This window comes from Streptomyces sp. NPDC048417 (assembly GCF_040651615.1).
Taxonomy (GTDB): domain Bacteria; phylum Actinomycetota; class Actinomycetes; order Streptomycetales; family Streptomycetaceae; genus Streptomyces.
In genome coordinates, this window is the sequence record NZ_JBEZKI010000027.1 from 39,269 (window position 1) to 66,016 (window position 26,748).

A 26,748-nucleotide genomic window follows, 5' to 3' on the forward strand; every position below is an offset into this window, starting at 1 on the left:
GTTGTACGTGCCGGGCATCACTTTCGCGTCAGGCGCGCCGGGCGGGATCGCGCCGGGCATGCCAGGGCGGCCGGCCCGCGCGGTCGAGACCGTTCTCCGCGCGTCCGGCAGTACACCCGACGGTGCCTCACATGCCGTCATGCGTCCCGCTCTTCCCTTGTGTCCCATTTGAACGGGCGTCCCCACGCCCTGATCACGGCGTCCCCACGCCAGGATCATGCGTCCTCACGGCCCGAAGGCCGGCCGCGTAAGCGCCCAGTAAGAGGGCGACCGCAAAGACGCTCCCCGCCGTCCGCGTGGTTGCGGAGGACGGGGAGGAAAATCTTCGAACGCCGAGGGGTCCGGGTTCAAGTGGTTTGGACCATGCTCATGGCCACATTTCTTACGTCGACCCTACCTGTGGGCCCGCTCCCACCCAGGACATCCGCCGTGGTCACCGGCTGTTCACGCGAACTCGGCCAGGCCTGAACGGCCAGTCAGTTCCGCCGCGACCAGCTCCGCGATCTGCGCGGTGTTCAGAGCGGCACCTTTGCGAAGATTGTCCCCGCAGACGAAGAGCTCCAGCGCGGTCGGGTCATCGAGCGCCCGCCGCACCCGCCCGACCCAGGTCGGATCGGTGCCCACCACGTCGGCGGGCGTCGGGAACTCCCCGGCGGCCGGATTGTCGAAGAGGACGACCCCCGGGGCGGTGTCCAGGATCTCCCGGGCCCCGTCGACCGTGACCTCGCCCTGGAACCGGGCGTGCACGGTCAGGGAGTGCGTGGTGACCACCGGGACCCGGACGCAGGTCACCGCGACCGGCAGCTTCGGCAGCCCGAGGATCTTGCGGGACTCGTCCCGCACCTTCATCTCCTCCGACGACCAGCCGTCCTCGCGCAGCGACCCGGCCCACGGTACGACGTTCAGCGCGACCGGCTCCGGGAACGGCCCGGTGCTGTCCCCGACGGCCCGCCGCACGTCACCGGGCTTGGTGCCCAGCTCCGTGCCGGCGACCATCGACAGCTGGGCGCGCAGCGTCTCCACGCCGGCCCGCCCGGCCCCGCTCACCGCCTGGTACGACGACACCACCAGCTCACGCAGCCCGAACTCGGCGTGCAACGCGCCCAGGGCGACGATCATCGACAGGGTGGTGCAGTTGGGGTTGGCGATGATCCCGCGCGGCCGGTTGCGGGCGCAGTGCGGATTGATCTCGGGCACCACCAGGGGCACCTCGGGGTCCATCCGGAAGGCCCCGGAGTTGTCCACGACGACCACGCCCCGGGCGGCGGCGACCGGCGCCCAGCGCGCGGAGATCTCGTCGGGTACGTCGAACATCGCGACGTCGATCCCGTCGAAGGCCTCCTCCGACAGGGCGACGACCTCGACCTCCTCCCCGCGCACGGTCAGCTTGCGGCCGGCCGAGCGCGCGGAGGCGATCAGGCGGATCTCACCCCAGACGTCCGCCCGCTGGGACAGGATCTGGAGCATGACCGTGCCGACGGCCCCGGTCGCCCCCACGACCGCGAGCGTCGGCTTGGCAGTCATCGGCCGGTGCCTCCGTAGACCACGGCCTCGTCGCTGTCGGAGTCGAGTCCGAAGGCGGTGTGCACGGCGCGCACGGCCTCCGGCACGTCGTCGGCGCGGGTGACGACCGAGATACGGATCTCGGAGGTCGAGATCAGCTCGATGTTCACCCCCGCGTCGGACAGCGCCTCGAAGAACGAGGCGGTGACCCCGGGGTTGGTCTTCATACCCGCGCCGACCAGCGAGATCTTGCCGATCTGGTCGTCGTACCGGAGCGAGTCGAAGCCGATGCCCGGCCGGTTGCGCTCCAGCGCGTCGATGGCCTTGCGGCCCTCGGTCTTGGGCAGCGTGAAGGAGATGTCCGTCAGGCCGGTCGCGGCGGCGGACACGTTCTGCACGACCATGTCGATGTTGACCTGGGCGTCGGCGATGGTCCGGAAGATCGCGGCGGCCTCACCCGGCTTGTCCGGCACACCGACGACCGTGATCTTGGCCTCGGAGGTGTCGTGCGCGACACCGGAGATGATGGCCTGCTCCACCTTCTTGTCCCCAATCGGCTGACTGCTGACCCACGTGCCCTGAAGTCCGCTGAAGCTGGACCGGACGTGGATCGGGATGTTGTAGCGGCGGGCGTACTCCACACAGCGGTGGAGCAGCACCTTGGAACCGGAGGCGGCGAGCTCCAGCATGTCCTCGAAGGAGATCCAGTCGATCTTCTGCGCCTTCTTCACCACGCGCGGGTCGGCGGTGAACACACCGTCGACGTCGGTGTAGATCTCGCAGACCTCGGCGTCGAGCGCGGCGGCAAGCGCCACGGCCGTGGTGTCGGACCCGCCGCGCCCCAGCGTGGTGATGTCCTTCTTGTCCGCGCTGACGCCCTGGAACCCGGCCACGATGGCGATATTGCCCTCGTCCAGCGCCGTCCGGATCCGCCCCGGCGTGACGTCGATGATCCGGGCTTTGTTGTGGACCGAGTCGGTGATGACGCCTGCCTGGCTGCCGGTGAACGACTGGGCCTCGTGGCCCAGGTTTTTGATCGCCATGGCCAGCAGTGCCATGGAGATACGCTCTCCGGCGGTCAGCAGCATGTCGAACTCACGCCCGGCAGGCATCGGGGATACCTGCTCGGCCAGATCGATCAGCTCGTCCGTCGTGTCGCCCATCGCGGAAACGACGACAACCACCTGGTTGCCGTTCTTCTTCGCTTCCACGATTCGCTTGGCGACGCGCTTGATGCCCTCGGCATCGGCAACGGAGGAACCTCCGTACTTCTGCACGACAAGGCCCACGTGCGCTCCTCGCTCGGTTTGTCTCTGTCGGCTCAGTTTAACGAGCGGCCGAATTCCACCAGTGTGCTCCCGCATGGTGAGACGTCCTGGCGGGGTGGTCCGCCGCTCGCTTCCGGGACGGAACATGCCCCGTGCGCAGCACACCACGCGGAAAGTGCCCCGGCTCACAGTGCCGGCTCGCGTCCTGTGGGCCGCAACCGGCCTGTGTGCCGCAATCGGGGAGTGCGCTGCCCGATCGTTGGTGTAGGCACCTACACCATGACGGCGCCGATCCTTCTCCTCCTTCTCTCCGGCATCGTGCTGCTGGGCGCGAGTGTGCAGTGGCTGACCGGCATGGGCTTCGCGCTGGTCGCCGTACCGGCCCTGATCCTGCTGCTCGGCCCGGCCCAGGGGGTCGCCCTGGCGAACTGCGCGGCGGGCGCGATCAGCGTGGTGGGCCTGGCGGGCGGCTGGCGCCGGGTCCGCCCGGCGGCGATGGTCCCGCTGTGCGCGGCGGCGGCCTGCACGGTCCCGGCGGGCACCTGGGTCACCCACCGACTCCCGCAGCCGTTACTTCTGTTGATGATGGGTGCCGTGGTGACAGCGGCGGTTGTGCTGGTCATGCGGGGCGCCCGGCTCCCTGCGCTGCACGGCCGGGCCGGACCGGACCGCGAGCAGCTCGATCCACCTGTACGGGGGCGCTGCTGCGGCCTTGACGGCGGCCGCTGAGTTCGGCGTCCAGTGTCTCCTGGGCCACGCGCATGGTCTCGGCGTACCCGGGGTCCCGCAGCAGCGTCCACATCTCCTCCTCGGAGACGTCCTCGACGTGGGCGACCACCCACCAGATGTTGCCGAAGGGGTCCCTGATACGCCCGCCGCGCTGCCCGAACGCGTCGTCCGCCAGCGCGGTGACGATCTGGCCGCCGACCGCGACGGCGCGCGCGAACGCCTCGTCCGCGTCGTCGACGAACACGCGCAGCAGGCTCGGCATGGCAGGCCAGTCCGCGTGCCGGTCGAAGGCGAGCACGACGGTGTCGCCGACCCTGATCTCGGCGTGCCCGATCAGACCGTCCTCGGTCGGCACCCGTGCCATCTCCTCGCCCCCGAACGCCCCGGTGACGAAGTCCAGGAACGCGCCCGTGTCGTCGGTGACGACCCAGGGCGCGACGGTGGTGTAACCCTCGGGGGCGGTGCCGGTCCGCTCGGGCATGGTGGTCCTCTCGCCGGTGTCGGTTGTCACCGGCGACGGTAGGCACCGCTTAGGACGGTGGCTGTCCTAAAGGTTGACGGGCGCGGGAGTCGGGCCTCGCGCGACTCGTCGGCGTCCGGAATGGGCGGTGAGCAAGGGTGTCTGCGGAAGACTCCAACTCCCCTGCCGAGGCGAATGAGTTGCCCTACGCTGATGGGTCCGGCACGCGCGTGGCATCGGGGGACGAGCAGTGATCGTGCAGTGGTGTGTGAAGGGGATGTCACTCCCTGGCGACGCCGTCGCAAGGGGACTGATCGACGACGGGATCGGAATCACCTGCCGCTGGTGGGGACGGAACAATCCCCTGCCGAGCAACGAGATCGCCTCGAAACTGACCGCGGGGAACCTCAATCTGCACGTGAACCATTTCGAGAGCATCGATCCGACCACGGGGCGGCCGTTCTACGAGGAGACCCCGTTCATCTCGCTCTCGTGCGGGACGGTGGAGCGGGACACGGCGGCGAAGACCAACTTCGTGCACACCGCCCGGCATACGGCCCTGTGGTTCGGAACCCGCTTCGGCCGGGAGCCGGTCGCCTATCTCTACTTCTGCTGGGTCATCCTGGCCCCCCGTTCCGCGGTGGCCGTGGAGGGCGTCGCCGAGGAGGTCCGGGACCTGAACACCTACCGCAGGTACTCGCCGTACCAGACCGAGGGCGAGGTGGCCGCGAAGATCCACCTGCCCGCGAACCAGATCAACCGGTGCGAGAAATGGGAGTGGGACCGCGGGAGCAAGACGATCCGGCGGGCCTGGACCTACCTCAACTCCGTTTTCGTACCGCCCGAAGCGCTGAGCAATGTCAGGGAGATGCTCTGAGATGACCTCCCCACCGCTCGACCTGCTGCGACTCGACGCCGACCAGGTGAGGAGCGCGGCGGACTTCCACGAGGCATACGGGCGCCTCGTCCAGCCCGACGCGGAGGATGACAGTGACTTCGTGCCCCTCGTCGAGGCCGCGTCGGCTTTCCGTCTCGCGGGCCAGTGGCGGTTGCTGGTCGCCCCGGACGCCGGAGTCGAGCTGCTGCTCCACGCCGCCTCGCTGCTCTCCCGGGCCGGACTCACTTACGGCGCCTACCTCAGAGCCGCGCTGGCACCGGACAGGTATCGCGATCAGCTCGATTCCTGGACGGACCGGCTTGTGCGCACCGCCGGACAGCCGCACGGCGAAAGCGCGCGCGGGTTCGAGGAGCGCCGACCGGACGAGATCCTCGGCCACGTCCAGCAGCAGACCTATCTGCTGCTGGCCTGCGCCAGGCTTACCACGCCCAGGAGCGAACAGGCGGCAGAACTCAGGTCCTTCGCGACCGAGTCACCACACCGGAACGGCGTCGTCCCCATGGGGTCGATGGCCATGCCGGTGCGGACGTTCTGGGGCCTGGCACTGGACATGCTCTCTCCCGAGGACGAACCGGCCGCTCGGTCGTACGCCGGCACGCTCGCCGAACTGTCCCGCGCCTACGCCAGGACGGTGGACCTCGCCATGGCCAACACCCTGACCTGGTTCAACGCCGCGGCCCCGATCGACGTGGCGGACCTGGACGTGATCGGCACGATGGTGATGGCCGCACGGCGCTACGGCCCGGACCGGATGCGGCACCTACTGACCACGGAAACCGCCGAACTGCCCGCAGTCGTCCTGGTACCGCTGAACCTCGGCATGAGGGTGATACACGAGGAACCGATTCCACCGCACCCGCCCGGACCGGGCAGTACCGGACCGAACCGGCCCCGACTGGATGACCCGCCCAGGCCGGGTGACCCGCCCGGTCCGGATGACCCGCCCAGGCCGGATGACCCGCCCGGTCCGGGTAACCCGCCCAGGCCGGGTGGCCCGGGGAGGCGGGGAGGGCCGGGGAGGCGGGGAGGGCCGAACGGCGGACTGGGAGGAGTGTAGTGAAAGACGCGACGGAGTTGATCCGGGCGCTGACCGGGCTGGCCTGGCCCGTCTTCGCTGCCTGGGTGGTGGGGAAGCTGCTTCCGGAGATCCAGCACATCATGAAGAAGCGGGACTTCAGCCTCAAGGTCGGCAACAACGAACTGACGGTCCAGCAGTTCACCGACAAGGTCGTGGAGACCACCGCGGAACTCCAGCAGCAGGTCGCGGCCCAGGCCGGTCAGGGCCGGGTGCGGCACGACCCGCCACCGCAGCAGCGCGTCCTGCACAGGATCCTGTGGGTCGACGACGCACCCTCCAACAACGCCTACGAAGCCGGGCAGTTGCAGGCGATGGGGGTGGAGGTCGTACAGGCCGAGTCCACGGAAGAGGGCCTGCGCGCCCTGCAGGAGGCAGCGCGGCCCTTCGACGCCGTGATCTCCGACATGGGCCGCGCCGAGGCCGGCGGGTTCGACCCGGACGCCGGCCTCAAGCTGATCCGGAAGATCCGCGAGACCGACGACACGACACCGGTGTTCCTCTACGGAGGCGCCGGTGCGGCGGCCCGCCGGGACCAGGTGGCCGACGCCGGGGGCACCGGCGTCACACAGTCCCCGACGGAGCTGTTCGTCCTGCTGGGACAGGTGGGCCGGTTCCCGAGGACGGCTACTTGACCGGTCCCAGGCCCAGCGACCCGCCGATCTCCTCCTGCATCACCTGGCCGGCCTCGAACTCCAGGGTCTCGTCGCCCATCGTCGCCTGGTCCGTGTCCAGGCCGTCCAGCTCCGCCAGGGGCTGGTTGAGGCGGACGTGGATGAGGATGGACTGGAGGGCGCGCAGGGCGGCGGAGGCGGTGGGGCCCCAGTTGGAGAAGTAGGAGAACTGCCACCACCACAGCGCCTCCGTGGTGCGGCCGGCCCGGTAGTGGGCCATGCCGTGCCTCAGGTCGGTGATGATGTCGGCCAGGTCGTCCGAGATACGGGCCGGCACGGGCGGCCTGCGGGGCTCGTACGGGTCGAAGACCTCGGAGTAGACGTCGATGGGTTCGAGAAGGCGCGCGAAGTTCTCGCGCAGTTCGTCGACGTCCGGCTCGGGACCCAGGTCCGGCTCGTAGCGCTCGTCGGGGACGATGTCCTCGTGCGCGCCGAGCCGGCCGCCGGCCAGCAGCAGCTGGGAGACCTCCAGGAGGAGGAAGGGGACCGCCGAGTCCGGCTCGTCGCCCTTCGCCACCTCCGTGACGGCCACCAGGAAACTCTCGACCTGGTCGGCGATCTGGACCGCGAAGTCGTCGGGGTCGTGGGCGGTCGCGTGCAGTGTGGCGTCAGACATCTAGGAGTCGTCTCCCCTCGAAGGCGCGGCCGAGGGTGACCTCGTCCGCGTATTCCAGGTCGCCACCCACCGGGAGGCCGCTGGCCAGGCGGGTGACCTTCAGGCCCATGGGTTTGATCATGCGGGCGAGGTAGGTGGCGGTCGCCTCGCCCTCCAGGTTCGGGTCCGTGGCCAGGATGAGTTCGGTGACCGCGCCGTCTGCCAGACGGGCGAGCAGTTCCCTTATCCGCAGATCGTCCGGGCCGACGCCCTCGATCGGGCTGATGGCGCCGCCGAGCACGTGGTATCGGCCGCGGAACTCGCGGGTGCGCTCGACGGCGACCACGTCCTTGGGCTCCTCGACCACGCAGATCACGGTCGGGTCGCGGCGCGCGTCACGGCAGATGTTGCACAGCTCCTCCTGTGCCACGTTGCCGCAGGTCGCGCAGAAGCGGACCTTCGCCTTCACCTCCAGGAGGGCCTGGGCGAGCCGTCGTACGTCCGTCGGCTCCGCCTGCAGGATGTGGAAGGCGATCCGCTGCGCGCTCTTCGGACCGACGCCGGGCAACCGCCCCAGCTCGTCGATGAGGTCCTGGACCACGCCTTCGTACAACGGACTGCCCTTCCTGGAGTCTTTCGGTACGTACCGTAGTTGGCTGCCGCCCGTCCTAGGAAGGCGGTGGGGGTGTCGCGGGGGCGACGAACATCAGAACGGCGAGATCAGAGCGGTAGGGGAACAGTAGGGGAACGGTAGGGGATCAGAACGGCAGACCGGGGATACCGCTGCCGCCGCCCAGGCCCTGCGCCAGCGGGCCGAGCTTCTGCTGCTGGAGCGCCTGGGCGTTCGCGTTGGCCGCCTGGACGGCCGCGACGACCAGGTCGGCGAGGGTCTCGGTGTCGTCCGGGTCCACCGCCTTCGGGTCGATCTTCAGCGCGCGCAGCTCGCCGGCGCCGGTCACGGTGGCCGTCACCAGTCCGCCGCCCGCCTGCCCGTCGACCTCCGTGTTCGCCAGCTCCTCCTGGGCCCGTGCCAGGTCCTCCTGCATCTTCTGGGCCTGCTGGAGCAGCTGCTGCATATTGGGCTGGCCACCACCGGGGATCACGATCAGCTCCTGGGTCCGCGTACGTGTCGTGTTCGTTCTGCTCTGCTGTGGATGAGCCTACGTGGTCGACGCAGCCATCGCCCCGCCACTCTTTCGAGTGAGAATCCTGGCGGCCCTATACCTGATCAAGACCCACTTCCGAGCGGAAAAGAGGCGAAAGCAAGGCCTTCGCCACCCATTGGGCGGTAGGAAGGGTTCCCGTCGTCAGCATCCATTGTCACGTCCAGTGCGAGGGCCGAGGCCATGCGCAATGACGGTCTGATATCACGGAACGTGATCGGTTGTGATCAGTAGGGAGTGCCGGGTGGGCCAGCCGGAGATGCAGCCCGAGGGACCGCCTCAGGACGGGCGGGGCGAGGGTGCGGCCGGACTGCGGCCGGGTGATCTGACCGGGCGGCCGTTCCCGCTCGGGGACTGGGGTGAGCCGGCCGAGCGGCTCGACGAGCTGTACCGGTGGGTGGAGCGCGGGGCGCTGGTGACCGCCGAGTGGTATCTGTCGGACCGGGTGTGGAAACGGCGGGGGGCCCGGGCGCTGCGGTGCGGGGCGGCCGTGGGCGCGGTACTGGGCGCCGCGCTGCCGCTCCTCGACCTCACCGGGGTGGTCAGCGGGGTCGCGCCCTGGGGGTACCTCGCGCTGCTGATGGCGGTGGCGTGCGTCGGCATCGACCGGTTCTTCGGGGTGACCTCCGGCTGGATAAGGGACATGGCGACCGCGCAGGCCGTGCAGCGGCGGCTTCAGGCGCTCCAGTTCGACTGGGCGGCGGAGAGCGTGCGGGAGGTGCTGGGACCGGCGGAGGGCACGGCGAGCGAGGCGGCCGAGCGGTGTCTGGCGGTGCTGCGGCGGTTCTCGGAGGACGTGACCGAACTGGTCCGCACGGAGACGGCCGACTGGATGGTGGAGTTCCGCACGGGCCCGGCACCGCTCGGCATGCAGGCGACGGTGACGGCGGGCCCCCGCGCGGACGCGGGACATCTGAACGGCCGCTTCCCGCTGCCCCCGGGCACGAACGGAACCCGCCCGAACATGCCCCGGCAGCGGCCGCCGGAGCCTCGTTGAGGCAGTTTTGTCACGACGGCCTAATGTCTTGACATCGACGGAAGCGGCCCCGCATCGTGAGCGGACAGTCTCCGGAACGGTCCGAGGAGGGGCAGCCACATGGTGCGTACGCTCGGCGTCGCCGTCGTCGGGTTCGGCTGGATGGGGCGGGTGCACACCCAGGCCTACCAGCGGGTCCCCCACCACTTCCCGCAGCTGCCCGTACGCCCCGAGCTGGTGACCGTCGCCGAGGAGGTGCCGGGCCGGGCCGAGGAGGCCGCCGCCCAGTTCGGGTTCGCGTCCACCACCCGCAACTGGCGTGCGGTCGTCGCCGACCCGCGCGTCCACGCCGTCAGCATCACCGCGCCGAACTTCCTGCACCGGGAGATCGGCGTCGCCATGGCCGAGGCCGGCAAGCACATCTGGATCGAGAAGCCGGTCGGCCTCACCACCGAGGACGCCGGCGCGGTCGCCGACGCCGTCGCGAAAGCGGGCGTCCAGGGCACGGTCGGCTTCAACTACCGCAACGCGCCCGCCGTCGCGTACGCCCGCGACCTCATCGCCTCCGGCGAGCTGGGCACCGTCACGCACGTCCGCATCCGGCTCTTCAGCGACTACGCCGCCCACCCGGACTCCGCCCTGACCTGGCGCTACGAGCGCGCACGCGGCGGCGGAGGGGTCCTCGGCGACCTCGCCTCGCACGGCGTCGACCTGGCCCGCTTCCTGCTCGGTGACATCACCGCGCTCGCCGCCGACACCGCCGTCTTCATCCCGGAGCGCGCCCGCCCCACCGGCGCCACCGCCGGCCACACCCTGGCCACCGGCGGCGCACTCGGCCCGGTCGAGAACGAGGACTACGTCAGCTGCCTGCTGCGCTTCGCCTCCGGCGCCCGGGGTGTCCTGGAGGCCTGCCGGGTCTCGGTCGGCGAGCAGAACAACTACGGCTTCGAAGTGCACGGCACCAAGGGCGCCGTCTTCTGGGACTACCGGCGGATGGGCGAACTCGGCGTCAGCCGCGGCACCTCCTACCAGGACCAGCCCGTCAGCACGGTGCACGTCGGCCCCGGGCACGGCGAGTACGGCGCCTTCCAGCCCGGCGCGGCCAACGCCATGGGCTACGACGACCTCAAGGTCATCGAGGCCCGCAACTTCCTGCGTTCCATAGCGGAGGACACCCCGTACGGCCCGACCCTGCGGGACGCCGTGCACAGCGCCACCGCCCTCGACGCGATGAGCCGCTCGGCCGCCCAGGGCACCTGGGTGAGCCTCGGCTGAACCGCCGCGGCTCGGTCACCCCGGGCACCTGCCCGTGCGTGCGGATCACTGCTTACGGATCACTGCTTACGGATCACTGTCTGCTGTACGTGAGGCTCTCCTCGCCGTCCTTCCGGACCCGCTTCAGCCTGCCGTCCGACAGCAGGGTCACCTCGGTGGCCTCTCCGGCGCTGCACGACGAACGAGGCTTGCCGGTAGTGACCGTGGAAGGACCGATCTCCAACGGGCCGTGCGAGCCCGGCTTCTCGGCCAGCTTCGCGTCGAACTCGCAGTGGTAGCCGGGGCCGTCGGCGACCAGGGTGAGAACCGTGTCGCCCACCGCACCCTGCCGGATGGTCAGTTCGCGGGTGTTGTGGCCGGTGGAGTTGTCTATCGCCGTGGCCCAGGTGCCGAGGAAGGCGGTGGGTACGGGGCCGGTGGCGGGGGCCGAGGAGGAGGGCGACCGGGTGGGCGTCGGTTCTCCGGCGGAGGTCTGGGCGGGGGCCGAGGGGGTGGGGGCGGCGGTGCCGCCCGCCTTGTCGTCGTCGCCGCCGTTGTTCATGAGCGCGTACACGGAGCCGCCGGCGGCCAGCAGCACGACCAGGGCGACGGTGACGAGGAGCGCGGTGGAACGGGAGGTACGACGCTCGCCGTCGGGGGTGGGGTCGTACGGCGGGGTCGGTGGGGGTGTGTAGGGCGGCTGGGCGGGTTCGGGGGTGGCCACGGTGGTGTGGGGGGTGGTGTACGGGTTGTACGGGTTGTACGGCTGCGGGTGCTGGTGGGGTTGGTTCGGGTAGCCGTAGGCCGGGTGGGCTGGGGCGTGTTCGGGGGAGGGCGGGTGGAGTGCCGGCTGCGGGTAGGTCGTGGCTGGTCGCGCCCCCGCGGCGGCGGCCGCGGATCCGGCACCGCCCCGCACCCCCCGGTCGGCCGGCCCCCGCGCCCCCGGGTCGGCCGGCCCCCGCGCCCATTGGTCGGCCGACCCGCTGTGCGGAGCCTCGGCCACGGTGCCGTACACCGTCGGGTCCTCCGCCTCCAGCAACTCCACCGCGTGGCGGCCCAGTTGGGCCACCAGGGAACTGGGCAGCCAGGGGTCCCTGGAGCGGCCCTCCTCGACCGTGTCGACCGCTCCCGTTCTCGCCAGGATCGCGTCCAGGGAGGGACGGGCCGCCGGGTCCTTGCGGAGGCAGTCGCGGACCACGTCGGCGATGCCCTCGGGAAGCCCGGAGAGGTCGGGCTCCTCCTGGGCGATGCGGAACAGCTGCGCGTGGGCGCCGCCCTCGGTCGAGCCGAAGGGGAGCCGGCCGGTGGCCGCGTAGGTGAGCACCGAGCCGAGGCTGAAGACGTCGGAGGCCGGCGTGATCCGGTCGCCGCGCACCTGCTCGGGGGCCATGAAGCCCGGCGAGCCGACGAGCGAGCCGGTCTGGGTGATCCCCTCGCCGGGGAGCGTCTCCAGGGCTCGCGCGATGCCGAAGTCGATGACCCGGGGGCCCTCTATGGTGAGCATCACGTTGGACGGCTTGAGGTCGCGGTGGACGATCCCGGCCGCGTGGATGTTGGCGAGCGCGTGCGCCAGCCCGGCGGCGAGGATGCGCACCGACCGCTCGGGCAGTGGCCCGTGGTCGTGCTCGACGACCCGCTGGAGGCTCGGCCCGGCGACATAGCCGGTGGCCACCCAGGGCACGGCGGCCTCGGTGTCGGCGTCCAGGACGGGCGCGGTCCAGAACCCGCCGACCCGCTGGGCGTTGCGCACCTCCTGCCGGAAGCGGGCCCGGAAGTCCTCCTGCGCGGCGAGCTCCGCCCGTACCAGCTTCACGGCGACGGTACGACCGCGCTCCGACCGGGCGAGATACACCTGCCCCATGCCGCCCGCGCCCAGCCGCGCCAGCAGCCGGTACCTCCCGATGTGCTGCGGATCCCCGGGCCTCAGCTTCTCCATGGCAGATCCGCCCCTTCTCCACACTTGTGATCGAGCCGAGAATATTCCGGCCGCTCCGGCCGCCGGGACCCGCCTTGTCTACGGTTCCGTAACAGGTGTCGGCCGCTCGGGTGTATCCACGGGCTGTGGACAACCTGTCGCGGATTCCCCCTGGCCATGGAACATGTCGCCGATATCGCGTCCGCGCCGGGTACTCCTAGGCTCGGCGCCATGACCCCTCAGCCCAGTCCCCAGGCCGGAGCCGCCGTCAAGGCGGCCGACCGCGCGCATGTCTTCCACTCCTGGTCCGCGCAGGACCTCATCGACCCGCTGGCCGTGGCCGGCGCCGAAGGGTCGTACTTCTGGGACTACGACGGCAGGCGTTACCTGGATTTCACCAGCGGGCTCGTCTTCACCAACATCGGCTACCAGCATCCGAAGGTCGTCGCCGCGATCCAGGAGCAGGCCGCGAGGATGACCACCTTCGCGCCCGCCTTCGCCGTCGAGGCCCGGTCGGAGGCGGCCCGCCTGATCGCCGAGCGGACGCCCGGCGACCTGGACAAGATCTTCTTCACCAACGGCGGCGCGGACGCGATCGAGCACGCCGTCCGCATGGCCCGGCTGCACACCGGCCGCCCGAAGGTGCTGTCCGCCTACCGCTCGTACCACGGCGGCACCCAGCAGGCGATCAACATCACCGGCGACCCGCGCCGCTGGGCCTCCGACGGCGCCGCCGCCGGGGTCGTGCACTTCTGGGCGCCCTTCCTCTACCGCTCCCGTTTCTACGCGGAGACGGAGGAGCAGGAGACCGCGCGGGCGCTGGAGCACCTGGAGACCACGATCGCGTTCGAGGGGCCGGGCACGGTCGCGGCGATCGTCCTGGAGACCATCCCCGGGACCGCCGGGATCATGGTGCCGCCGACCGGCTATCTGGCGGGCGTCCGTGAGATCTGCGACAAGCACGGGATCGTCTTCGTCCTGGACGAGGTCATGGCCGGGTTCGGGCGCACGGGTGAGTGGTTCGCCGCCGACCTGTTCGGGGTCGTACCCGACCTGATGACCTTCGCCAAGGGCGTGAACAGCGGGTACGTGCCGCTCGGCGGCGTCGCCATCAGCGAGCGGATCGCCGAGACCTTCGCCAAGCGGCCCTACCCGGGCGGGCTGACCTACTCCGGGCACCCGCTGGCCTGTGCCGCCGCCGTCGCCACCATCAACGTGATGGCGGAGGAAGGCGTCGTCGAGAACGCGAAGCGGCTCGGCGCGGACGCCGTCGGGCCCGCCCTGGCCGCGCTGGCCGAGCGGCACCCGAGCGTGGGCGAGGTGCGCGGCACGGGCATGTTCTGGGCGCTGGACCTGGTGAAGAACCGGGAGACCCGGGAGCCGCTGGTGCCGTACAACGCGGCCGGGGAGGCCAACGCACCGATGGCCGCGTTCACGGCTGCCGCCAAGCAGCAGGGCCTGTGGCCGTTCGTGAACATGAACCGGACGCATGTCGTGCCGCCGTGCAACGTCACCGAGGCCGAGCTGAAGGAGGGCTTCGCGGCGCTCGACGCCGCGCTGAGCGTGGCCGACGAGTACACGGTGTAGGGGGCGCCGCGGTCGGGTGCGGCTGGGTTGGGGGCTGGTCGCGCCCCGCGGCGGCAGCCGCAGATCCGATGCTGCCCCGCGCCCCTGTCGGGGCGCTGCACCACCGTCTTCAACGGCATAGGAGGAGTACACACGCAACCCGAACGCGTAAGGTTGCGTGCTCGTAGATGTACACGTAAGCGAGCACGTCACCCGAATGCGTGAGGAGAGGCACCCGACGATGCCCGGCAACGGCGCTGTGACCCGCAGTACCCTGCGCCAGCAGATCGCGAACGCGCTCCGTGACGAAGTGCTCGCCGGGCGCCTCCAGCCGGGCCGGGAGTTCACGGTCAAGGAGATCGCCGAGCAGTACGGGGTCTCCGCCACGCCGGTCCGCGAGGCGCTGGTCGACCTGTCCGCGCAGGGCGTCCTCGACGCCGACCAGCACCGCGGCTTCCGGGTCCCGGAGTACTCGCTCACCGACTACCGCGACATGATCGAGGCTCGCAGCCTGGTCATCGACGGTATGTTCCACGCCCTCGCCGCGGGCCACCACCCCGCGTTCAAGGACCCCCAGGAGCCGCGGGTCACGGCCGCCCTGGCAGCGGTCCGCCGGCGCGGCGAGGAGGCCCAGCGGGCCGCGACCGCCGGCGACCTCACCGTGCTGGTCGGCTACGACCTGCGCTTCTGGCGGGAGCTGTCCGCGCTGTTCGGCAACCCCTATCTCGGGGACTTCCTGCACCGGTTGCGCGTGCAGTCCTGGGTGTGCGCGGTGCAGCAGCTGCGTCGGCTGCCCGATCTACGCGGGTATCTGTGGTCCCGGCACACCGAGTTGGTCGACGCGCTGTCCCGGCGGGACACCGAGGCCGCCCGGGGGATCGTCGCCGCGTACAACACACACTCCCTCGCCCTCATCGAGCGTCTGTCGGAGAACGGATGACCGCGCCCCCGGAGACCGTGGACCTGTCCGTGGTCATCCCCGCGTACAACGAGGAGGAACGGCTCGGCCCGACGCTCGACGCCGTCACCCGCTACCTCGCCGACAACGAGAACCGCTTCGGTTCCTGGGAAGTGATCGTCTCCGACGACGGCTCGGCCGACGGGACGCGCGAGGTCGCCGCCTCGTGGCAGCCGCACGTCCGGCTGGTCACCGCCGACCGCAACCGCGGCAAGGGCAACGCCCTGCGCCTCGGGGTCGCCGCCAGCGGCGGCCGCCGGGTGCTGGTCACCGACGCCGATCTCGCGGCCCCGATCGAGGAGCTGGAGCGGCTCGACAAGGCGCTCAGCGAGGGGTACGCGGCGGCGATCGGCTCACGCGCGGTGGCGGGCGCGGAGATATCCGACCACCAGCACCGGCTGCGCGAGCTGCTCGGCCGCGCCGGGAACCTGCTGATACGGGCCACCGCGGTGCCCGGTATCAAGGACACCCAGTGCGGTTTCAAGCTGTTCGACGGCGACCAGGCCCGTGAGGCCTTCGCCGGCTCCCGCCTCGACGGATGGGGCATCGACGTCGAGGTCCTCCAGCATCTGCACCGGGGCGGCGGGTCCATCGCCGAGGTGCCGGTCCGCTGGAGCCACCAGCCCGGCTCCAAGGTCGGCCCGCTCGCCTACCCGAGGGTCCTCGCGGACCTGGCCCGCCTCCGGCTGCGCCGCCTGCGTCCGGCCGACCTCCTGGTCACGGTCCTCTTCCTGGCCCTGTCGATCGCCCTCTACTCGGGCCGCTTCTTCGACCCGGACCACCGCTATCTCACCGACTCCCTCCAGGACCAGAACCAGTGGGAGTGGTTCTTCGCGGTGACCGCGGACAACCTCGCGCACTTCCGCAACCCGCTCTTCTCCGACTTCCAGAACTTCCCCGACGGCGTCAACCTGATGGCCAACACGGTCATGCTGGGCGTCTCCGTCCCCTTCGCCCCGCTCACGCTCCTGGCCGGACCTGCCGTCTCGCTCTCCGCCTGCATGGCGCTGGGCCTGACCGCGACCGCCGTCGCCTGGTACTGGCTGATCGTGAAGCGGGTGGTACGGCACCGGGGTGCCGCCTTCGTCGGCGCGGCCCTCGCGGCCTTCGCGCCGCCGATGGTCAGCCACGCCAACGCGCACCCCAACTTCGTGATCCTGTTCATGATCCCGCTGATCATCGACCGTGCCCTGCGCCTGGCCACGGGCGCCCGGGTCCGGCGGGACGGGATCGTGCTCGGCCTGATGGCGGCCTACCAGGTGTTACTGGGCGAGGAGCCGTTCCTGCTCGCGGCGCTGGGCATGGCCCTGTTCGCCGTCGCCTACGCGGCCGTACGACCGCAGGTGGCGAAGGAGTCCTGGCGCCCGCTGGGCAAGGGCCTCCTGATCGCGGGCGCGGTCTGCCTCCCGGTCGTCGCCTTCCCGCTCTACTGGCAGTTCACCGGGCCGCAGAGCTACCACAGCGTCCTGCACGGCGACAACGCCGGAAACAGCCCGCTCTCGCTCCTCGCCTTCGCCGAGCGCTCGCTGCTCTTCGGGGACGCGGGCCGTGCCAACGAACTCGCCCTCAACCCCACCGAGCAGAACGCGTTCTACGGCTGGCCGCTGGTCCTGCTCGCCTTCGGGATCGTCGTACGACTGTGGGAGCGGCCGCTGGTCAAGGCGCTGGCGTTCACCTCCGTGGCCGCGGCCGTGCTGTCCCTGGGACCGAAGATCCGCGTCCCGCTGACCGACACCGTGTATCCCGGCCCCTGGGCGCTGGTGCGGAAGCTGCCGCTCTTCGAGTCGGTGATCGAGGGCCGGGTGGCGATGATCTGCGCCCCGGCGCTGGGTGTGCTGCTCGCGCTCGCGATCGAGAAGGTGCTGGCCACCCGTCGTATCGGCACCCAGTACCTCGGCCTGCTCGCCATCGCGCTCGCGGTGCTCCCGATCGTCCCCGCCCCGCTCAAGTCCGAGCAGCGGACGCCGGTGCCGGAGTTCATCGCGAGCGGGATGTGGAAGTCGTACGTGGGGAAGGGCGAGTCCCTCGTCCCGATCCCGCTCCCCGATCCCGGGTACGCGGAGGCGCTGCACTGGCAGACGGCGGCGGACCTCGGCTTCAAGCTCCCCGGCGGATACTTCAACGGCCCCTACGGCGAGGACCGCATCGGTATCTACGGTGCCGTCCCGCGCTACACCTCCAGCATGCTGCGGGACGTCCGCTACACCGGGAAGGTGCCGGTGATCGGCAAGAACTGGCGGGCGCAGGCGGCGAAGGACTTCGCGTACTGGAAGGCGGGCGTCCTGGTGGTCGCCCCGCAGCCCAACGACGACAAGCTGCGGCAGGCGGTCCAGGCTCTGACCGGAAAACCCGGTAGGTGGACCGGTGGGGTCTGGGTATGGGATCTGCACGAGGGGAGCTGACCGGCGCCGCACCGATTACTCTTCCCTGACCACCTAGCTGAGCACTTGCTGTGAACGCGCTGATATCGCGCTGATATGAGGAGCCCTCTTTGGCCTGTGACCTCTGGCTGGTACCGCTCGTCGACGTGTTGTGCCACACGCCCGACAACCCGTTCGCCGAGGAACTCGCACAATACAACAAGGTGCTCGCCGAGGCCGGGCTGCCGCCGGTGCCGGTGTACCAGTACATGCCGGGCCTGTCCGGCGAGGTCGCCCCGGTGGCGGGCTTCGACTACGACGCGCTGCACTTCCTGCGCCGCGCCTATCTCCTCCAGGTCTGCGGCCTCCCCGTCTCCCCGGTGGACGACCTGGGCGGTGACTACGAGCAGCTCCTGGAGATGTTCGAGTCGACGGCCCAGCAGTCGCATCTGGTCTGGCACTACGACCACGCGGGCGCGTACGTCCCGGTCGACTTCCCGAACCCGCTCTCCAGCGACGAACTCCTCGCGAGCGGCGGCCCCTTGGGCTCCTCCCAGTCGCTGCTGCGCGAGCTGGAGTACGTCGCCCCGTCGATCGGCATCGACCCGGCGAACCCGCCGGCGGCCCCACAGGCCCCTTCCGCCCCGACCGACCTGGAGGAACCGGCGATCCCGGCTCCCTACGACCCGAGCCCCTTCGCCCGCGAACGCCACGTCTGGCTCGGCCTGCACGCGGCGGCGACGCGGAGCCTGGCGCAGGGGTCGATGATCGTCTTCAGCTGACGGACGGGGCGCCAGGCGGAGAGGCGCCCCGGCCGGAGTGCGGTTACCGCTGGCGCGGCAGCCTGATCGTGCGGACGAGGGGCATGTCGGCGTAGAGGTCGGGGTCGACGGTCACCACATGGCGCCCGTCGGGCCAGTCGACCGTCGGCCGGGACAGATGGACCGCGTGCCCGAGCCGCCATTCCACGCCGTCCCGCAGCAGCGCGCCGACCGTGGAGGCACCGGCGAAGTCCAACTCCACGATCTCGACAGCCGGAAGCGCGCCGATGTGCTCCGCGACGCCCTTGCGCATGCCGTCGGCGGCGGCCAGGCAGAGCGCGGGGACGTAGACATGCCGGGTGGGTCCGTGCTCCGTGTTCGCCACGAAGTGGGAGGCCAGCGAGTTCCCCGAGCCGAGTGCCAGCAGGGCGGACTCGTCGAAGACGACACCGGTGGAACCGGCCCTCATCGCGCTCACAGGCTGTCCACGGGCCGACCGGCCTCAAGGTCCTGCCAGACCTTCTCCATCCGGTCGTGCTCCTCGTCGGTGAAGGTCACCCCGAAGTGCGTCTCGCAGTACGCCTTCGCCTCCTCATACCGCTTGCGCAGTTCCTCCTGCGTGGGCGTGGCCCCAGCGAGCTCGGCGATCAGGTCGCGCATGGTCATCCCACGCTCACGGGCGAGCACCATGAGGCGATCACGGACAGCGGGGTCGACCTTGACGGTGGTGTCAGCCATGATGCAAGTATACCTCCGGTATACCGTCTCGGGCCGATCAAGCACAGCGGTCATTACGTTCCTTTCTCTTTGGGACTAGGCCGCCACGGGGTGAACTTTTTGCAGTCCACCCATTGGTGGCCGAGATTCGTACGACCTCTCGAATACCTCGCAGGTCGTCGAGTACTGCCGCGTCACCGGATCCCGCCGCACCACCCGCCGCAGATAGCCCCGTTCCTCCAGCTCACGCAGGGAGGCGACGACCGTCATGCAGCCTTCCCGGCGCCGCGCCGCAAGCATGCGCTCCGTGATCCACGAGCCGCTCGGAAGACTCAAGAGGTACGCCAGTACGCCCGCCGCCGCCCAGGACAGACGTCGGTCCCCGAAACGGGAGTTGGCGAGGGCTGCGAAGGCGCGCAGGGGCGCCGTACGATGAACGCGCATCGGAGTGGTAGCTCCCGGTGTCGAGCCCCCGGGTGTTGGCGCACCGCGGGGGCAATCTGTTGATCGTGACTTTAGGGCCACACAAAGCGCCGCACGCAAGCCACAATCCCCTTTTCCTGGCTGTTTGTTCACGCATTTCACTCCGGCGAGTGAAGCGCGGTGCGCAGCAGTCGCGTGTGCACGAAACGGTCGGGGCAGGTCGGTCGATAGCGCCACGCCAACGGCCAGGTCATGTCGTCCAGCGCGGGGATCGGGATGTACGACACCCGGGCCGGGACGGCGGTCAGTCTGGTCACCTCCGGGGGCCACGGCAGGTGATCCGTGCTCCCGGCCGGGACGAGGAAGTACACACACCGCCGCCTGCTCGCGACCTCGATGACCGGCCCCGGATCCCCGCCGGTCATCCGCGCGAGCCGGTCGGCGAGCCGACGTCCCCAGTCGCCGTCGTCCACGCGGACGGCATCGAACTGGACGCCGGCCTTGCGGAGTTGGATGCCGCGGGTTGGTAGCCAGTCTAGGTTTAACTGGTCGCTTTGCGTGTTCATGGGACCAGTTTCGGCACGTAGGGCTACCGTCGCCATAACTCAGAGTCAAGAGCTGCAAACTCTGGGAATTCGAGGTCCGGTGGTTGTGACCGGTTGAGTTCGGTTGAGTTCGGGGGTGACCGCAATGGCGCGGACCGAGAACAAGGCGGAGGCGGGCAGCACGGCACAGCTCCTGGCCGCCCTCGCGAAGGCCTTCCGCGAGCAACGGCAGCTGACACAGGAGGAGTTGGGGCAGCGCATCGGCTACACCGGGTCCGCGATCAGCGCGATGGAGACGGGAGCGCAGCCCGCCAGCGACAAGATGCTCGCCAAGCTGGAGGAGGCGATCGGCGGCGGGTTGGGGATCTTCGAAAAGGCACGCAGGTTGGTACTGCTGGACAGGTATCCGGCGCAGTTCAAGAACTTCGCGTTGGTGGAGCAGGAGGCGGTGACGCTGTCGTCGTACCAGACGTTCGTGGTCGACGGTCTGTTCCAGACACCGGAGTACGCGCGGGCACTGATCGGCGGCGGCTTCCCGAAGCTGCCGGTGGAGAAGGTGGAGGAACTGGTCGAGGCTCGGGTGGAGCGGCGAGTGCTGTTCGACCGGGCGGACCCGACGGCCATGATCGAGCTGATCCTGGAGGAGTCGGTACTGCGGCGGCCGTTCGGGAGCTGGGAGGTGCTGCACGGCCAATTGCGGTCGCTTGCGGAGGACGCGGAGAGGGACAATGTGAGCGTCCAAGTGCTGCCGATGGAGCGGGGGTTGAGGGTCGGCCACGCTGGCGCACGCGGAGACATGCAACTGGTGGAGACCAAGGAGCACCACCGCCTGGTCTACATGGAGATCGAGGACGAAAGTGTGCTGGTCAGCGATCCCGCAAAGGTCGCTCGCCTCACCCACCGATATGCGAAGATCCGAACTCAGGCGCTGAGCTCGGACGACTCGCTGAGCCTCATCCGAAAGTTGGCAGGAGAAGAGCGGACATGACGACCCTGCGGTGGTTCAAGTCGAGCTACAGCAACGACAGCGGCGGGCAGTGCGTCGAAACCGCCTACACCTGGCGCAAGTCCTCCTACAGCGACGGCGGCGGCGGGAACTGCCTCGAAATATCCCCCTGCCCCCACATCATCCACATACGCGACTCCAAGACGGCCCCCGACGGCCCCCACCTCGCCCTCTCCCCCGCCGCCTGGGCCGGCTTCCTCACGCATCTCACGAAGTGACCGTCGGGCCACTCGCTTCTCGGCAGTGTCGTACTTCCGCGAGGTGAGTCAAGGGCGCTCCACTCCGCTGCGCTGCGTTCCGCGTCGGCTACGCCGATGGGCCTCCGGCCCACCCTTGACACACCTCGCTCCAGCACGGGTTAGAAGCGAGCGAGCGGCCGGAAAGACGCGGGGGCCCTGACCGGCGTTCGCGGTCAGCCGTCGGCCGCGTCCGCATCGTTGTCCGACGGGCGCGCTCCCACCTCGCAAGCACGCCGGGCCGGCCAAGCGGCGAACGGTGAGTCGTGGGCGCGCCCACGGCAGAACACTCGGCCTGGCTCCCAGCACCGCGGCACCTCACCACACGAGTCACGTGTTCCTCATCAGTCGCGGGGAGGGAGTGATTGGTGGATTTGTGCCGGGCCTCTGCCCGTCCTCCCAGGCAGGGCAGGCTCGGATCCGTTCGGACGTGGCACAAGTCCGCCAATCGTCCCCACCGCCGCCGCCGGTGGGCCGCGGAGCCGCCGGGCGCGGCCCCGAGCCACCTCCGCGACCAACCCCCACCGCTCGCCGCCAGCGCATCGAGTGCACCGACCGGCGGGTGGGCCAGGCCCGAGACGGGCGAAACTGGCGAGACGGGAACGCGCCCGCCACGCACAGCCCGCCACCCGCCGCCGGGCCCACCCCCCGCCAGGCCCACCCCCCGCCAGGCCCACCCCCCGCCAGGCCCACCCACCACGAGCCGCGCACCACCGACCATCGACCACCCGCCGCCCACCGCCTCGCCCACCCACCACCGGCCACCCGCCATCCGCCGCGCACCGCCCCACCCCCTGCCCCACCGGCCGCTCGCCCCACCGGCCGCTCGCCGCTTGGCCGGCCGGGCGTGCCCCCCCCACCCCGTCCGCGCCCGTCAACCGGCGATGACGGCTCGGCCGACGGCTGATCGTGAACGCCGGTCGGGACCCCGCGTTTCCGGGCCGCTCGCTCGCTTCTACCCCGTGGTGGAGCGGGTCGTGTCAAGGGTGGGCCGGAGGCCCATCGGCGCAGCCGACGCGGAACGCAGCGCAGCGGAGTGGAGCGCCCTTGACTCGGCCCGCGGAAGCACGACACTGCCGAGAAGCGGGCGGCCCCAACGGTCACTTGGTAGCGTGCGTGAGGCCCTGGGGCCATACCCCTGGCGATCGGGCGACTGGACGGCCTACCTGCGCGCCGTCGCCGTGATGGTCGCCGTGCTGATCACGTGGCTCGACATGGTGAACGTGGTGATCGCGGCCGGGGTCGCCGCGGGCAGTTGCAGGCTCGGGGTGTCCAGGGCGTAGACCGTGATCCGGTAGTGGTGGGTGATGTCGCCGACCGGCGGGCAGGGGCCCAGGTAGCCGGTCTGGCCGGCACCGTTCGTGCCGGCCACCGCGCCGGTCGGCAGGGCGGCGCCCAGCTGGGTGTCCGTGGCGGGGATGTCCCAGGTCAGCCAGTGCCACAGGCCGGAGCCGGTGGGAGCGTCGGGGTCGAACATGGTGACCGCGTAGCTGCGGGTGTCCTTCGGAGCGCCGTGCCAGGACAGCCGTATCTGCTGGTTGGCGCCGGAGCAGCCGAACGAGTCCGCGTAGGAGTCGGCCGGGATGGTGCCGCCGTTGCGGATGTCCGGGCTGGTGACCTTGAAGCGGGTGGCGGAGTCGGGGACGCCCTGGCGGACCCTGGTGTAGCCGTACCCTCCGTCGCCGGCCCGACCGGTGTGGGGGTGGCTGTCGGCGTTGGCGGTGGTCACGCTGGTGGTGACGGCGGCGACCGCGGCCAGTGCGGCGGCGGCTCGGATCGGTGCTCTCATCGTGCCCTCCTGGACGGGTGGTGCCTGTCGGTGCGTACACGATCAAGGACGGGGGGCAGTCGGAGGAAGGCGCTCGCGATCCTGGCATTCGGGATGCCAGGATCCGGGGTCGACAGGGCACGGCACGGGTCAGGATCATGGCGGGCATGGCGAGCGACCGGGCATCGAGGCGGGCGGAACTGGGTGAGTTCCTGCGTGCCATGCGGGCGCGGCTGCGGCCCGAGGACGTCGGGTTGCCGGAGCTGGGCCGGCGCCGGACGCCGGGGCTGCGGCGGCAGGAGGTGGCGCAGCTCGCCGCCGTCAGTATCGACTGGTACATCCGGCTGGAGCAGGGCCGGGTCGGCACCCCGGGTGCCGCCGTGCTGGACGCGGTGGCCCAGGCGCTGCGGCTGTCGCCCTCCGAGCAGCACCATCTGCATCTCCTCGCGCGGGACGAGACCCCGGTGACCCGGCACCTGTCCGCTCCGGTCGGCGACTCGCTGCGTGTGCTGCTGGCGGGGATGCCACTGCTCCCGGCGTATGTCGTGGACTTCCGTTTCGACGTGCTGGCGCACAACGCGGCCGCGACGGCCCTGTTCGGCGCGGACTTCGGCACCGCCGGGGAGATCACCGGCAACACCGCGCGCGTGCTGTTCCTGGAGCCGGGGATGCGCGAGGTCCAGCTGGACTGGGCCCGAGTGGCCCGCGAGACGGTCGGCAACCTGCGGGCGAACCTGGCCCGCCACCCGGACGACCCCCGGCTGCGTGAAGTGATCGCCGAACTGCGGGGCCGCAGCGTGGAGTTCACCGCATGGTGGGACGACCACACGGTGCAGCAGCGCGCCCACGGCCGCAAACGCCTCCGGCACCCGGTCGTCGGCGAACTGGCCGTCTGCTACGACACGCTGGCCACCCTCGACGACTCGGACCAGTGCCTGATCGCCGTCACCCCGGCCGACCCGGCGGCCGAGGCGGCCCTGCGTAGACTCATGATCGGCCCGGGTCTGCACGCCATCGGGGCCTGAGCCCCTGTGGGGTGCCGCGCAGGCGGGTGGCCAGGGTCCACCCGGCGCTGGTGAGTGCGGCCAGCGCGAGTGTGATCAGGAGCAGCGTGGTGTGGGCGCCGGCGCTGTCGGCCGCGCGAGCGACGGGGTTGGCCAAGCCGAGGCGGTCGACCAGCCAGCCGAGGGCCGCCACGCCCGTGAGCGCCGCGCCGGTCAGGCGGAGTGCGGGCTGGACGCGCAGCCGGGCCAGGACCAGGAGCGAGGGCAGGGCGAGGCAGACCAGCAGCAGCTGGACCAGCTCGATGCCCAGGTTGAAGCCGAGCAGGCTGGTCACCAACTGGCCGGTGGAGAGGTGCATTTCGGCCAGGACGAAGGAGAACGCCATGCCGTGGCCCAGGCCGAAGACGCCTGCCACGATCGCCTCCCGGCCGGGGAAGAGCGGGCGGATCGCGTGGATCGCGCCGACCAGGATGCTCGCCGCGATGAACGCCTCCACCGGCCAGGACGGGATCTGGAGGCGGCCCAGGGCGGTGGCGGCCAGGGCGACCGAGTGGCCCGCGGTGAAGGCGAGGGTGATGCCGCCGATGCGGGCCAGCGCCTTGCGAGGGCCCACCAGTCCGGTCCAGCGGCCGCCGGTCGCCGCCAGGGGGGCCGGCAGGAGCAGGATCAGCAGGAAGAGGAGGTGGTCGGTGCCGGTCAGGATGTGGTTGCCGCCGAGTTCGACCATAGCGACGAAGCCGCGCCAGGCGCTGCCGGGGCCGAGGTCGACCTTCAGGGCCGGGACCTTCATGTGCCGGACGTCGATCTCGATCGTGCCGACCTGGGTGGTGCCCTTGCCGTCGACCTGGCCGTTCGCCCAGTCCTGGCGGACCGTCACAAGAGTGACGTGGGTGACGACCTGGTGCACGATCACGTCGTAGCGGAAGGTGAAGTGGCGTACGTCGGCGCCGGCGGGCGGGGTGAGGACCGCGGCGACGGTCAGTTCGCGGTACGGACCGGTGGACGTCTGCTGGGTGGCGCTCAGACGCATCGCGCCGATGCCGACCCGCCACGCCTTCCCGCCGGTCGTGGTCGGGTGGATGTGCCGGGCGAGGTAGGTACGGATCGCCTTGGCCCGCGCGGCCGGGACGGCCTTGCCGGTGACGTCGTCCAGGTCGATGCCGCTGGCCCGGGAGAGGTCGGAGACCGGCAGCTCCAGCCGCGCGGACACCGAGGACCTGTACACGTCCAGCTGCACCACCGAGTGCGGCATCGGATGCGCGGCGGCCGGCGACGCCCCGAGCAGGAGCGCCGCCGGTACCGCGATCGCGATCCCGGCCACCAGGCGGAGCACTGTGGTCAGCCAGAGTCGCGGTCCGGTCATGAGAAGGAGAACTCGTTTCCGTAGTCGCGGGTGTGGTCCCGGTACACGGTGTGGTAGTGGACTTGGTCCCGGAACACGACGCCGTTCTGTACGACGAACTCGACCCACACGCTGGGACCGTCGATGCGCACGTAGTCGCCCTGGGTGTCCAGGCCGGTGCCGCCGGAGTAGGAGACGTAGGTCTGGTCGAGTTCCTTCGCGTACGTCTTCATCAGCTGCGCGGCGGTGGCGTCGTCCACGTCCGCGATCCAGGGGTGGATCGCCGCCAGGACCAGCTTCTTCTGCTTCGGCAACAGCTCGCTGACCTTGATGCCCTCCTTGGTCTCCGGGAAGTCGCCGTCCTTGCCGGGACCGAGCAGTACGTCGCCGAACGACTCCGACAGCTTGGCCTCGGCCAGCTGCGCGGTGCTCAGGCTGCCGGTCAGCTTCAGCAGGCCGTTGCGGAACTTCGCCAGCGGCGTGTACGTGGTGCCGTCGTCCGCGGTCCAGCTGGTCGGCTCGACGCCGGTGAAGAAGGGGCTCGCGCCGGAGACCTTGCCGTCCTTGTACGTGATGTTCACCGCGAGGTGGTGGCCGCCGAAGTGCAGCTGCCAGGAGCCGGACTTGGACGGGGTGCCGAGCAACGCCAGGTAGTAGGAGCCGCTGCCGTACGAGAAGCCGCCCGGGCCGCCGCCGGTACCGCCGGAGGGCGGGGCGCCGGTCGGGGCGGCGGCGGACGCCGTGTCGGTGGCCGTGGCGGAGGGGTCGGCCGAGGCCGAGTCGGATGCCGAGGCCGAGTCGGACGCCGAGGCCGAGTCGGACGCCGAGGCCGAGTCGGACGCCGTGGCCGAGTCGGACGCCGTGGGCGCGTCCGTCGGCGCGGCGGAGGCGGAGCTGGTGCTCTCGGCCGAGGCGAGCACGTCGTCGGCCTTGAGGGTCTGCAGGACGTGCTCGTAACCGGTGTCCTTGCCGGTGCCCAGGGCCAGCTTCAGCAGGTGCTCGGCGGCGGCCAGCTGGTCGTCCGACAGCGTGCTGAACTGGATGCCGGGGCGGCAGGTCCCGCCGCAGGGGAGGTTCGACCAGGCGGTCGCGTTCGCCTGGGAGAAGTCCAGCAGGGTCGAGGCCTGCTGGTCGGAGGTCAGGGTGTTGAGGAAGGCGTTGGCGGCGCTGACGACGGCCGCGGTGCCCTCGGCGTGCTTGTCGACCGGACGCTGGACGCCCGCGGCCGATTTCTCACTGCCGGCCGTGGCCGCATTTGCCACGGCGAATCCACCGCCGACCAGCGCCAGAGCCGCGGCGGCTCCGAGTACGGCCCTCCGAGTCCGCCTGGAGCGGACCGTACGGGTTCTCTCTTTGCTCATGTACTACTCCTTTGGCATGCCGAACTAGCCACACGGAGGTACCCGTTGGCTTGGACGGAAGATCGAGGGAAAGCACGGCGGACATTACCAACAACAATGTTGACACTCAATGCGAAAAACCCGACCGGATAACGGTGTCGAATTACAGCCGGTCCAAGATTTTCAGGATTCACAGAAACAATGGAATCCAC

The 26,748-nt window shown here is 70.6% G+C and carries 26 protein-coding genes and 1 pseudogene; 13 read left to right on the forward strand and 14 right to left on the reverse strand.

The window, feature by feature from the left end:
- Positions 1-444: 444 nt before the first annotated feature.
- Positions 445-1,524 carry an aspartate-semialdehyde dehydrogenase gene (locus AB0D59_RS35965; protein WP_362574689.1) on the reverse strand — a complete coding sequence of 360 codons (1,080 nt, stop codon included), beginning with the start codon at positions 1,522-1,524 and terminating at the stop codon, positions 445-447.
- Entirely contained in the window at positions 1,521-2,792 is a 1,272-nt protein-coding gene (locus tag AB0D59_RS35970) for an aspartate kinase (RefSeq protein ID WP_362574877.1), read from the reverse strand. Before AB0D59_RS35970 ends, AB0D59_RS35965 begins: the two co-directional genes overlap by 4 nt.
- A gap of 258 nt (positions 2,793-3,050) precedes the next feature.
- Between AB0D59_RS35970 and AB0D59_RS35975 the strand changes: the two are divergent.
- Positions 3,051-3,425: pseudogene (locus AB0D59_RS35975) on the forward strand (TSUP family transporter); the annotation flags it as partial.
- On the opposite strand, the gene AB0D59_RS35980 reads toward AB0D59_RS35975, so the two are convergent.
- Positions 3,391-3,981 carry a VOC family protein gene (locus tag AB0D59_RS35980; protein ID WP_362574879.1) on the reverse strand — a complete coding sequence of 197 codons (591 nt, stop codon included), beginning with the start codon at positions 3,979-3,981 and terminating at the stop codon, positions 3,391-3,393. The pseudogene AB0D59_RS35975 and the gene AB0D59_RS35980 overlap by 35 nt on opposite strands.
- Positions 3,982-4,237: 256 nt before the next feature.
- On the opposite strand from AB0D59_RS35980, the gene AB0D59_RS35985 reads away from it, so the two are divergent.
- From AB0D59_RS35985 to AB0D59_RS35995, 3 genes are read left to right on the forward strand one after another with little or no spacing between them, the layout of a single operon-like run.
- Positions 4,238-4,837: a hypothetical protein gene (locus AB0D59_RS35985; RefSeq protein WP_362574691.1), complete on the forward strand. Its 600-nt coding sequence runs from the start codon at positions 4,238-4,240 to the stop codon at positions 4,835-4,837.
- Position 4,838: 1 nt separating this feature from the next.
- Positions 4,839-5,915, forward strand: coding sequence for a hypothetical protein (locus AB0D59_RS35990; protein WP_362574693.1), 1,077 nt, complete (start codon positions 4,839-4,841; stop codon positions 5,913-5,915).
- Positions 5,915-6,568, forward strand: coding sequence for a response regulator (locus tag AB0D59_RS35995; protein ID WP_362574694.1), 654 nt, complete (start codon positions 5,915-5,917; stop codon positions 6,566-6,568). The genes AB0D59_RS35990 and AB0D59_RS35995 overlap by 1 nt, the downstream gene beginning before the upstream one ends.
- Here AB0D59_RS35995 and AB0D59_RS36000 read toward each other — a convergent pair.
- The 3 genes from AB0D59_RS36000 to AB0D59_RS36010 form a co-directional block, all read right to left on the reverse strand.
- On the reverse strand, positions 6,561-7,223 hold the full coding sequence (locus AB0D59_RS36000) for a DUF5063 domain-containing protein (RefSeq protein ID WP_362574696.1): 663 nt from the start codon (positions 7,221-7,223) through the stop codon (positions 6,561-6,563). The two genes, AB0D59_RS35995 and AB0D59_RS36000, sit on opposite strands and share 8 nt — an antisense overlap.
- Positions 7,216-7,815 (reverse strand): recombination mediator RecR, encoded by a 600-nt coding sequence (gene recR, locus AB0D59_RS36005; RefSeq protein ID WP_362574698.1) that lies wholly within the window; start codon positions 7,813-7,815, stop codon positions 7,216-7,218. The genes AB0D59_RS36000 and recR overlap by 8 nt, the downstream gene beginning before the upstream one ends.
- Positions 7,816-7,960: 145 nt before the next feature.
- Positions 7,961-8,305 (reverse strand): YbaB/EbfC family nucleoid-associated protein, encoded by a 345-nt coding sequence (locus tag AB0D59_RS36010; protein WP_351708258.1) that lies wholly within the window; start codon positions 8,303-8,305, stop codon positions 7,961-7,963.
- A gap of 304 nt (positions 8,306-8,609) precedes the next feature.
- Here AB0D59_RS36010 and AB0D59_RS36015 point away from each other — a divergent pair, with 304 nt between their 5' ends.
- Together AB0D59_RS36015 and AB0D59_RS36020 are read left to right on the forward strand one after the other, a co-directional pair.
- Positions 8,610-9,362: an SLATT domain-containing protein gene (locus AB0D59_RS36015; RefSeq protein WP_351708254.1), complete on the forward strand. Its 753-nt coding sequence runs from the start codon at positions 8,610-8,612 to the stop codon at positions 9,360-9,362.
- Between the two features lie 99 nt (positions 9,363-9,461).
- Positions 9,462-10,616: a Gfo/Idh/MocA family oxidoreductase gene (locus AB0D59_RS36020; RefSeq protein WP_362574701.1), complete on the forward strand. Its 1,155-nt coding sequence runs from the start codon at positions 9,462-9,464 to the stop codon at positions 10,614-10,616.
- A gap of 73 nt (positions 10,617-10,689) precedes the next feature.
- Here AB0D59_RS36020 and AB0D59_RS36025 read toward each other — a convergent pair whose 3' ends face one another.
- A complete protein-coding gene (locus AB0D59_RS36025) occupies positions 10,690-12,531 on the reverse strand; it encodes a serine/threonine-protein kinase (RefSeq protein WP_362574703.1) in 1,842 nt (613 codons plus the stop codon).
- Positions 12,532-12,741: 210 nt separating this feature from the next.
- On the opposite strand from AB0D59_RS36025, the gene AB0D59_RS36030 reads away from it, so the two are divergent.
- The 4 genes from AB0D59_RS36030 to AB0D59_RS36045 all read left to right on the forward strand — a co-directional run bounded on the left by AB0D59_RS36030 (position 12,742) and on the right by AB0D59_RS36045 (position 18,176).
- Complete coding sequence (locus AB0D59_RS36030; protein ID WP_362574705.1) at positions 12,742-14,097, forward strand: aspartate aminotransferase family protein; 1,356 nt, start codon at positions 12,742-12,744, stop codon at positions 14,095-14,097.
- Positions 14,098-14,317: 220 nt separating this feature from the next.
- Entirely contained in the window at positions 14,318-15,016 is a 699-nt protein-coding gene (locus AB0D59_RS36035; RefSeq protein WP_362574707.1) for a GntR family transcriptional regulator, read from the forward strand.
- Positions 15,013-17,436: a dolichyl-phosphate beta-glucosyltransferase gene (locus tag AB0D59_RS36040; RefSeq protein ID WP_362574709.1), complete on the forward strand. Its 2,424-nt coding sequence runs from the start codon at positions 15,013-15,015 to the stop codon at positions 17,434-17,436. Before AB0D59_RS36035 ends, AB0D59_RS36040 begins: the two co-directional genes overlap by 4 nt.
- A gap of 89 nt (positions 17,437-17,525) precedes the next feature.
- The gene (locus AB0D59_RS36045; RefSeq protein ID WP_362574711.1) at positions 17,526-18,176 is read left to right on the forward strand and encodes a hypothetical protein; all 651 of its coding nucleotides are present in this window, start codon (positions 17,526-17,528) and stop codon (positions 18,174-18,176) included.
- A 43-nt stretch (positions 18,177-18,219) separates the two neighbouring features.
- Here AB0D59_RS36045 and AB0D59_RS36050 read toward each other — a convergent pair whose 3' ends face one another.
- The 4 genes from AB0D59_RS36050 to AB0D59_RS36065 all read right to left on the reverse strand — a co-directional run bounded on the left by AB0D59_RS36050 (position 18,220) and on the right by AB0D59_RS36065 (position 19,861).
- The gene (locus AB0D59_RS36050) at positions 18,220-18,624 is read right to left on the reverse strand and encodes a hypothetical protein (RefSeq protein ID WP_362574881.1); all 405 of its coding nucleotides are present in this window, start codon (positions 18,622-18,624) and stop codon (positions 18,220-18,222) included.
- Between the two features lie 5 nt (positions 18,625-18,629).
- Positions 18,630-18,893 (reverse strand): hypothetical protein, encoded by a 264-nt coding sequence (locus AB0D59_RS36055; RefSeq protein ID WP_351708232.1) that lies wholly within the window; start codon positions 18,891-18,893, stop codon positions 18,630-18,632.
- Positions 18,894-18,968: 75 nt separating this feature from the next.
- Positions 18,969-19,316, reverse strand: coding sequence for a hypothetical protein (locus tag AB0D59_RS36060; RefSeq protein WP_362574713.1), 348 nt, complete (start codon positions 19,314-19,316; stop codon positions 18,969-18,971).
- A 137-nt stretch (positions 19,317-19,453) separates the two neighbouring features.
- Entirely contained in the window at positions 19,454-19,861 is a 408-nt protein-coding gene (locus AB0D59_RS36065; protein ID WP_362574715.1) for a hypothetical protein, read from the reverse strand.
- 124 nt (positions 19,862-19,985) lie between these two features.
- Here AB0D59_RS36065 and AB0D59_RS36070 point away from each other — a divergent pair, with 124 nt between their 5' ends.
- Both AB0D59_RS36070 and AB0D59_RS36075 read left to right on the forward strand, forming a co-directional pair.
- Positions 19,986-20,828 carry a helix-turn-helix transcriptional regulator gene (locus tag AB0D59_RS36070; protein WP_362574717.1) on the forward strand — a complete coding sequence of 281 codons (843 nt, stop codon included), beginning with the start codon at positions 19,986-19,988 and terminating at the stop codon, positions 20,826-20,828.
- Entirely contained in the window at positions 20,825-21,064 is a 240-nt protein-coding gene (locus AB0D59_RS36075; RefSeq protein ID WP_362574719.1) for a DUF397 domain-containing protein, read from the forward strand. Before AB0D59_RS36070 ends, AB0D59_RS36075 begins: the two co-directional genes overlap by 4 nt.
- 1,180 nt (positions 21,065-22,244) lie before the next feature.
- Here the strand turns inward: AB0D59_RS36075 and AB0D59_RS36080 are convergent.
- On the reverse strand, positions 22,245-22,871 hold the full coding sequence (locus AB0D59_RS36080; protein WP_362574721.1) for a YbhB/YbcL family Raf kinase inhibitor-like protein: 627 nt from the start codon (positions 22,869-22,871) through the stop codon (positions 22,245-22,247).
- Positions 22,872-23,017: 146 nt separating this feature from the next.
- Here AB0D59_RS36080 and AB0D59_RS36085 point away from each other — a divergent pair, with 146 nt between their 5' ends.
- Positions 23,018-23,875, forward strand: coding sequence for a helix-turn-helix transcriptional regulator (locus AB0D59_RS36085; protein WP_362574723.1), 858 nt, complete (start codon positions 23,018-23,020; stop codon positions 23,873-23,875).
- Here the strand turns inward: AB0D59_RS36085 and AB0D59_RS36090 are convergent.
- Both AB0D59_RS36090 and AB0D59_RS36095 read right to left on the reverse strand, forming a co-directional pair.
- Positions 23,838-25,217 (reverse strand): HupE/UreJ family protein, encoded by a 1,380-nt coding sequence (locus tag AB0D59_RS36090; RefSeq protein WP_362574724.1) that lies wholly within the window; start codon positions 25,215-25,217, stop codon positions 23,838-23,840. The two genes, AB0D59_RS36085 and AB0D59_RS36090, sit on opposite strands and share 38 nt — an antisense overlap.
- The gene (locus AB0D59_RS36095) at positions 25,214-26,557 is read right to left on the reverse strand and encodes a DUF3500 domain-containing protein (protein WP_362574726.1); all 1,344 of its coding nucleotides are present in this window, start codon (positions 26,555-26,557) and stop codon (positions 25,214-25,216) included. Before AB0D59_RS36095 ends, AB0D59_RS36090 begins: the two co-directional genes overlap by 4 nt.
- Between the last annotated feature and the right edge of the window lie 191 nt (positions 26,558-26,748).

Excerpts from the sequence above, each read along its gene's own strand:
- AB0D59_RS36055 (WP_351708232.1), bottom strand. The coding sequence starts at position 18,893 with ATGGCTGACACCACCGTCAAGGTCGACCCCGCTGTCCGTGATCGCCTC.
- AB0D59_RS35990 (WP_362574693.1), top strand. The coding sequence starts at position 4,839 with ATGACCTCCCCACCGCTCGACCTGCTGCGACTCGACGCCGACCAGGTG.
- AB0D59_RS35985 (WP_362574691.1), top strand. The coding sequence starts at position 4,238 with ATGTCACTCCCTGGCGACGCCGTCGCAAGGGGACTGATCGACGACGGG.
- AB0D59_RS36000 (WP_362574696.1), bottom strand. The coding sequence starts at position 7,223 with ATGTCTGACGCCACACTGCACGCGACCGCCCACGACCCCGACGACTTC.
- AB0D59_RS36085 (WP_362574723.1), top strand. The coding sequence starts at position 23,018 with ATGGCGAGCGACCGGGCATCGAGGCGGGCGGAACTGGGTGAGTTCCTG.
- AB0D59_RS36095 (WP_362574726.1), bottom strand. The coding sequence starts at position 26,557 with ATGAGCAAAGAGAGAACCCGTACGGTCCGCTCCAGGCGGACTCGGAGG.
- AB0D59_RS35980 (WP_362574879.1), bottom strand. The coding sequence starts at position 3,981 with ATGCCCGAGCGGACCGGCACCGCCCCCGAGGGTTACACCACCGTCGCG.
- AB0D59_RS36020 (WP_362574701.1), top strand. The coding sequence starts at position 9,462 with ATGGTGCGTACGCTCGGCGTCGCCGTCGTCGGGTTCGGCTGGATGGGG.
- AB0D59_RS36070 (WP_362574717.1), top strand. The coding sequence starts at position 19,986 with ATGGCGCGGACCGAGAACAAGGCGGAGGCGGGCAGCACGGCACAGCTC.
- AB0D59_RS36080 (WP_362574721.1), bottom strand. The coding sequence starts at position 22,871 with ATGAGAGCACCGATCCGAGCCGCCGCCGCACTGGCCGCGGTCGCCGCC.
- AB0D59_RS36030 (WP_362574705.1), top strand. The coding sequence starts at position 12,742 with ATGACCCCTCAGCCCAGTCCCCAGGCCGGAGCCGCCGTCAAGGCGGCC.
- AB0D59_RS36050 (WP_362574881.1), bottom strand. The coding sequence starts at position 18,624 with ATGAGGGCCGGTTCCACCGGTGTCGTCTTCGACGAGTCCGCCCTGCTG.
- AB0D59_RS36025 (WP_362574703.1), bottom strand. The coding sequence starts at position 12,531 with ATGGAGAAGCTGAGGCCCGGGGATCCGCAGCACATCGGGAGGTACCGG.
- AB0D59_RS36060 (WP_362574713.1), bottom strand. The coding sequence starts at position 19,316 with ATGCGCGTTCATCGTACGGCGCCCCTGCGCGCCTTCGCAGCCCTCGCC.
- AB0D59_RS35965 (WP_362574689.1), bottom strand. The coding sequence starts at position 1,524 with ATGACTGCCAAGCCGACGCTCGCGGTCGTGGGGGCGACCGGGGCCGTC.
- AB0D59_RS36040 (WP_362574709.1), top strand. The coding sequence starts at position 15,013 with ATGACCGCGCCCCCGGAGACCGTGGACCTGTCCGTGGTCATCCCCGCG.
- AB0D59_RS36035 (WP_362574707.1), top strand. The coding sequence starts at position 14,318 with ATGCCCGGCAACGGCGCTGTGACCCGCAGTACCCTGCGCCAGCAGATC.
- AB0D59_RS36090 (WP_362574724.1), bottom strand. The coding sequence starts at position 25,217 with ATGACCGGACCGCGACTCTGGCTGACCACAGTGCTCCGCCTGGTGGCC.
- AB0D59_RS36065 (WP_362574715.1), bottom strand. The coding sequence starts at position 19,861 with ATGAACACGCAAAGCGACCAGTTAAACCTAGACTGGCTACCAACCCGC.
- AB0D59_RS36075 (WP_362574719.1), top strand. The coding sequence starts at position 20,825 with ATGACGACCCTGCGGTGGTTCAAGTCGAGCTACAGCAACGACAGCGGC.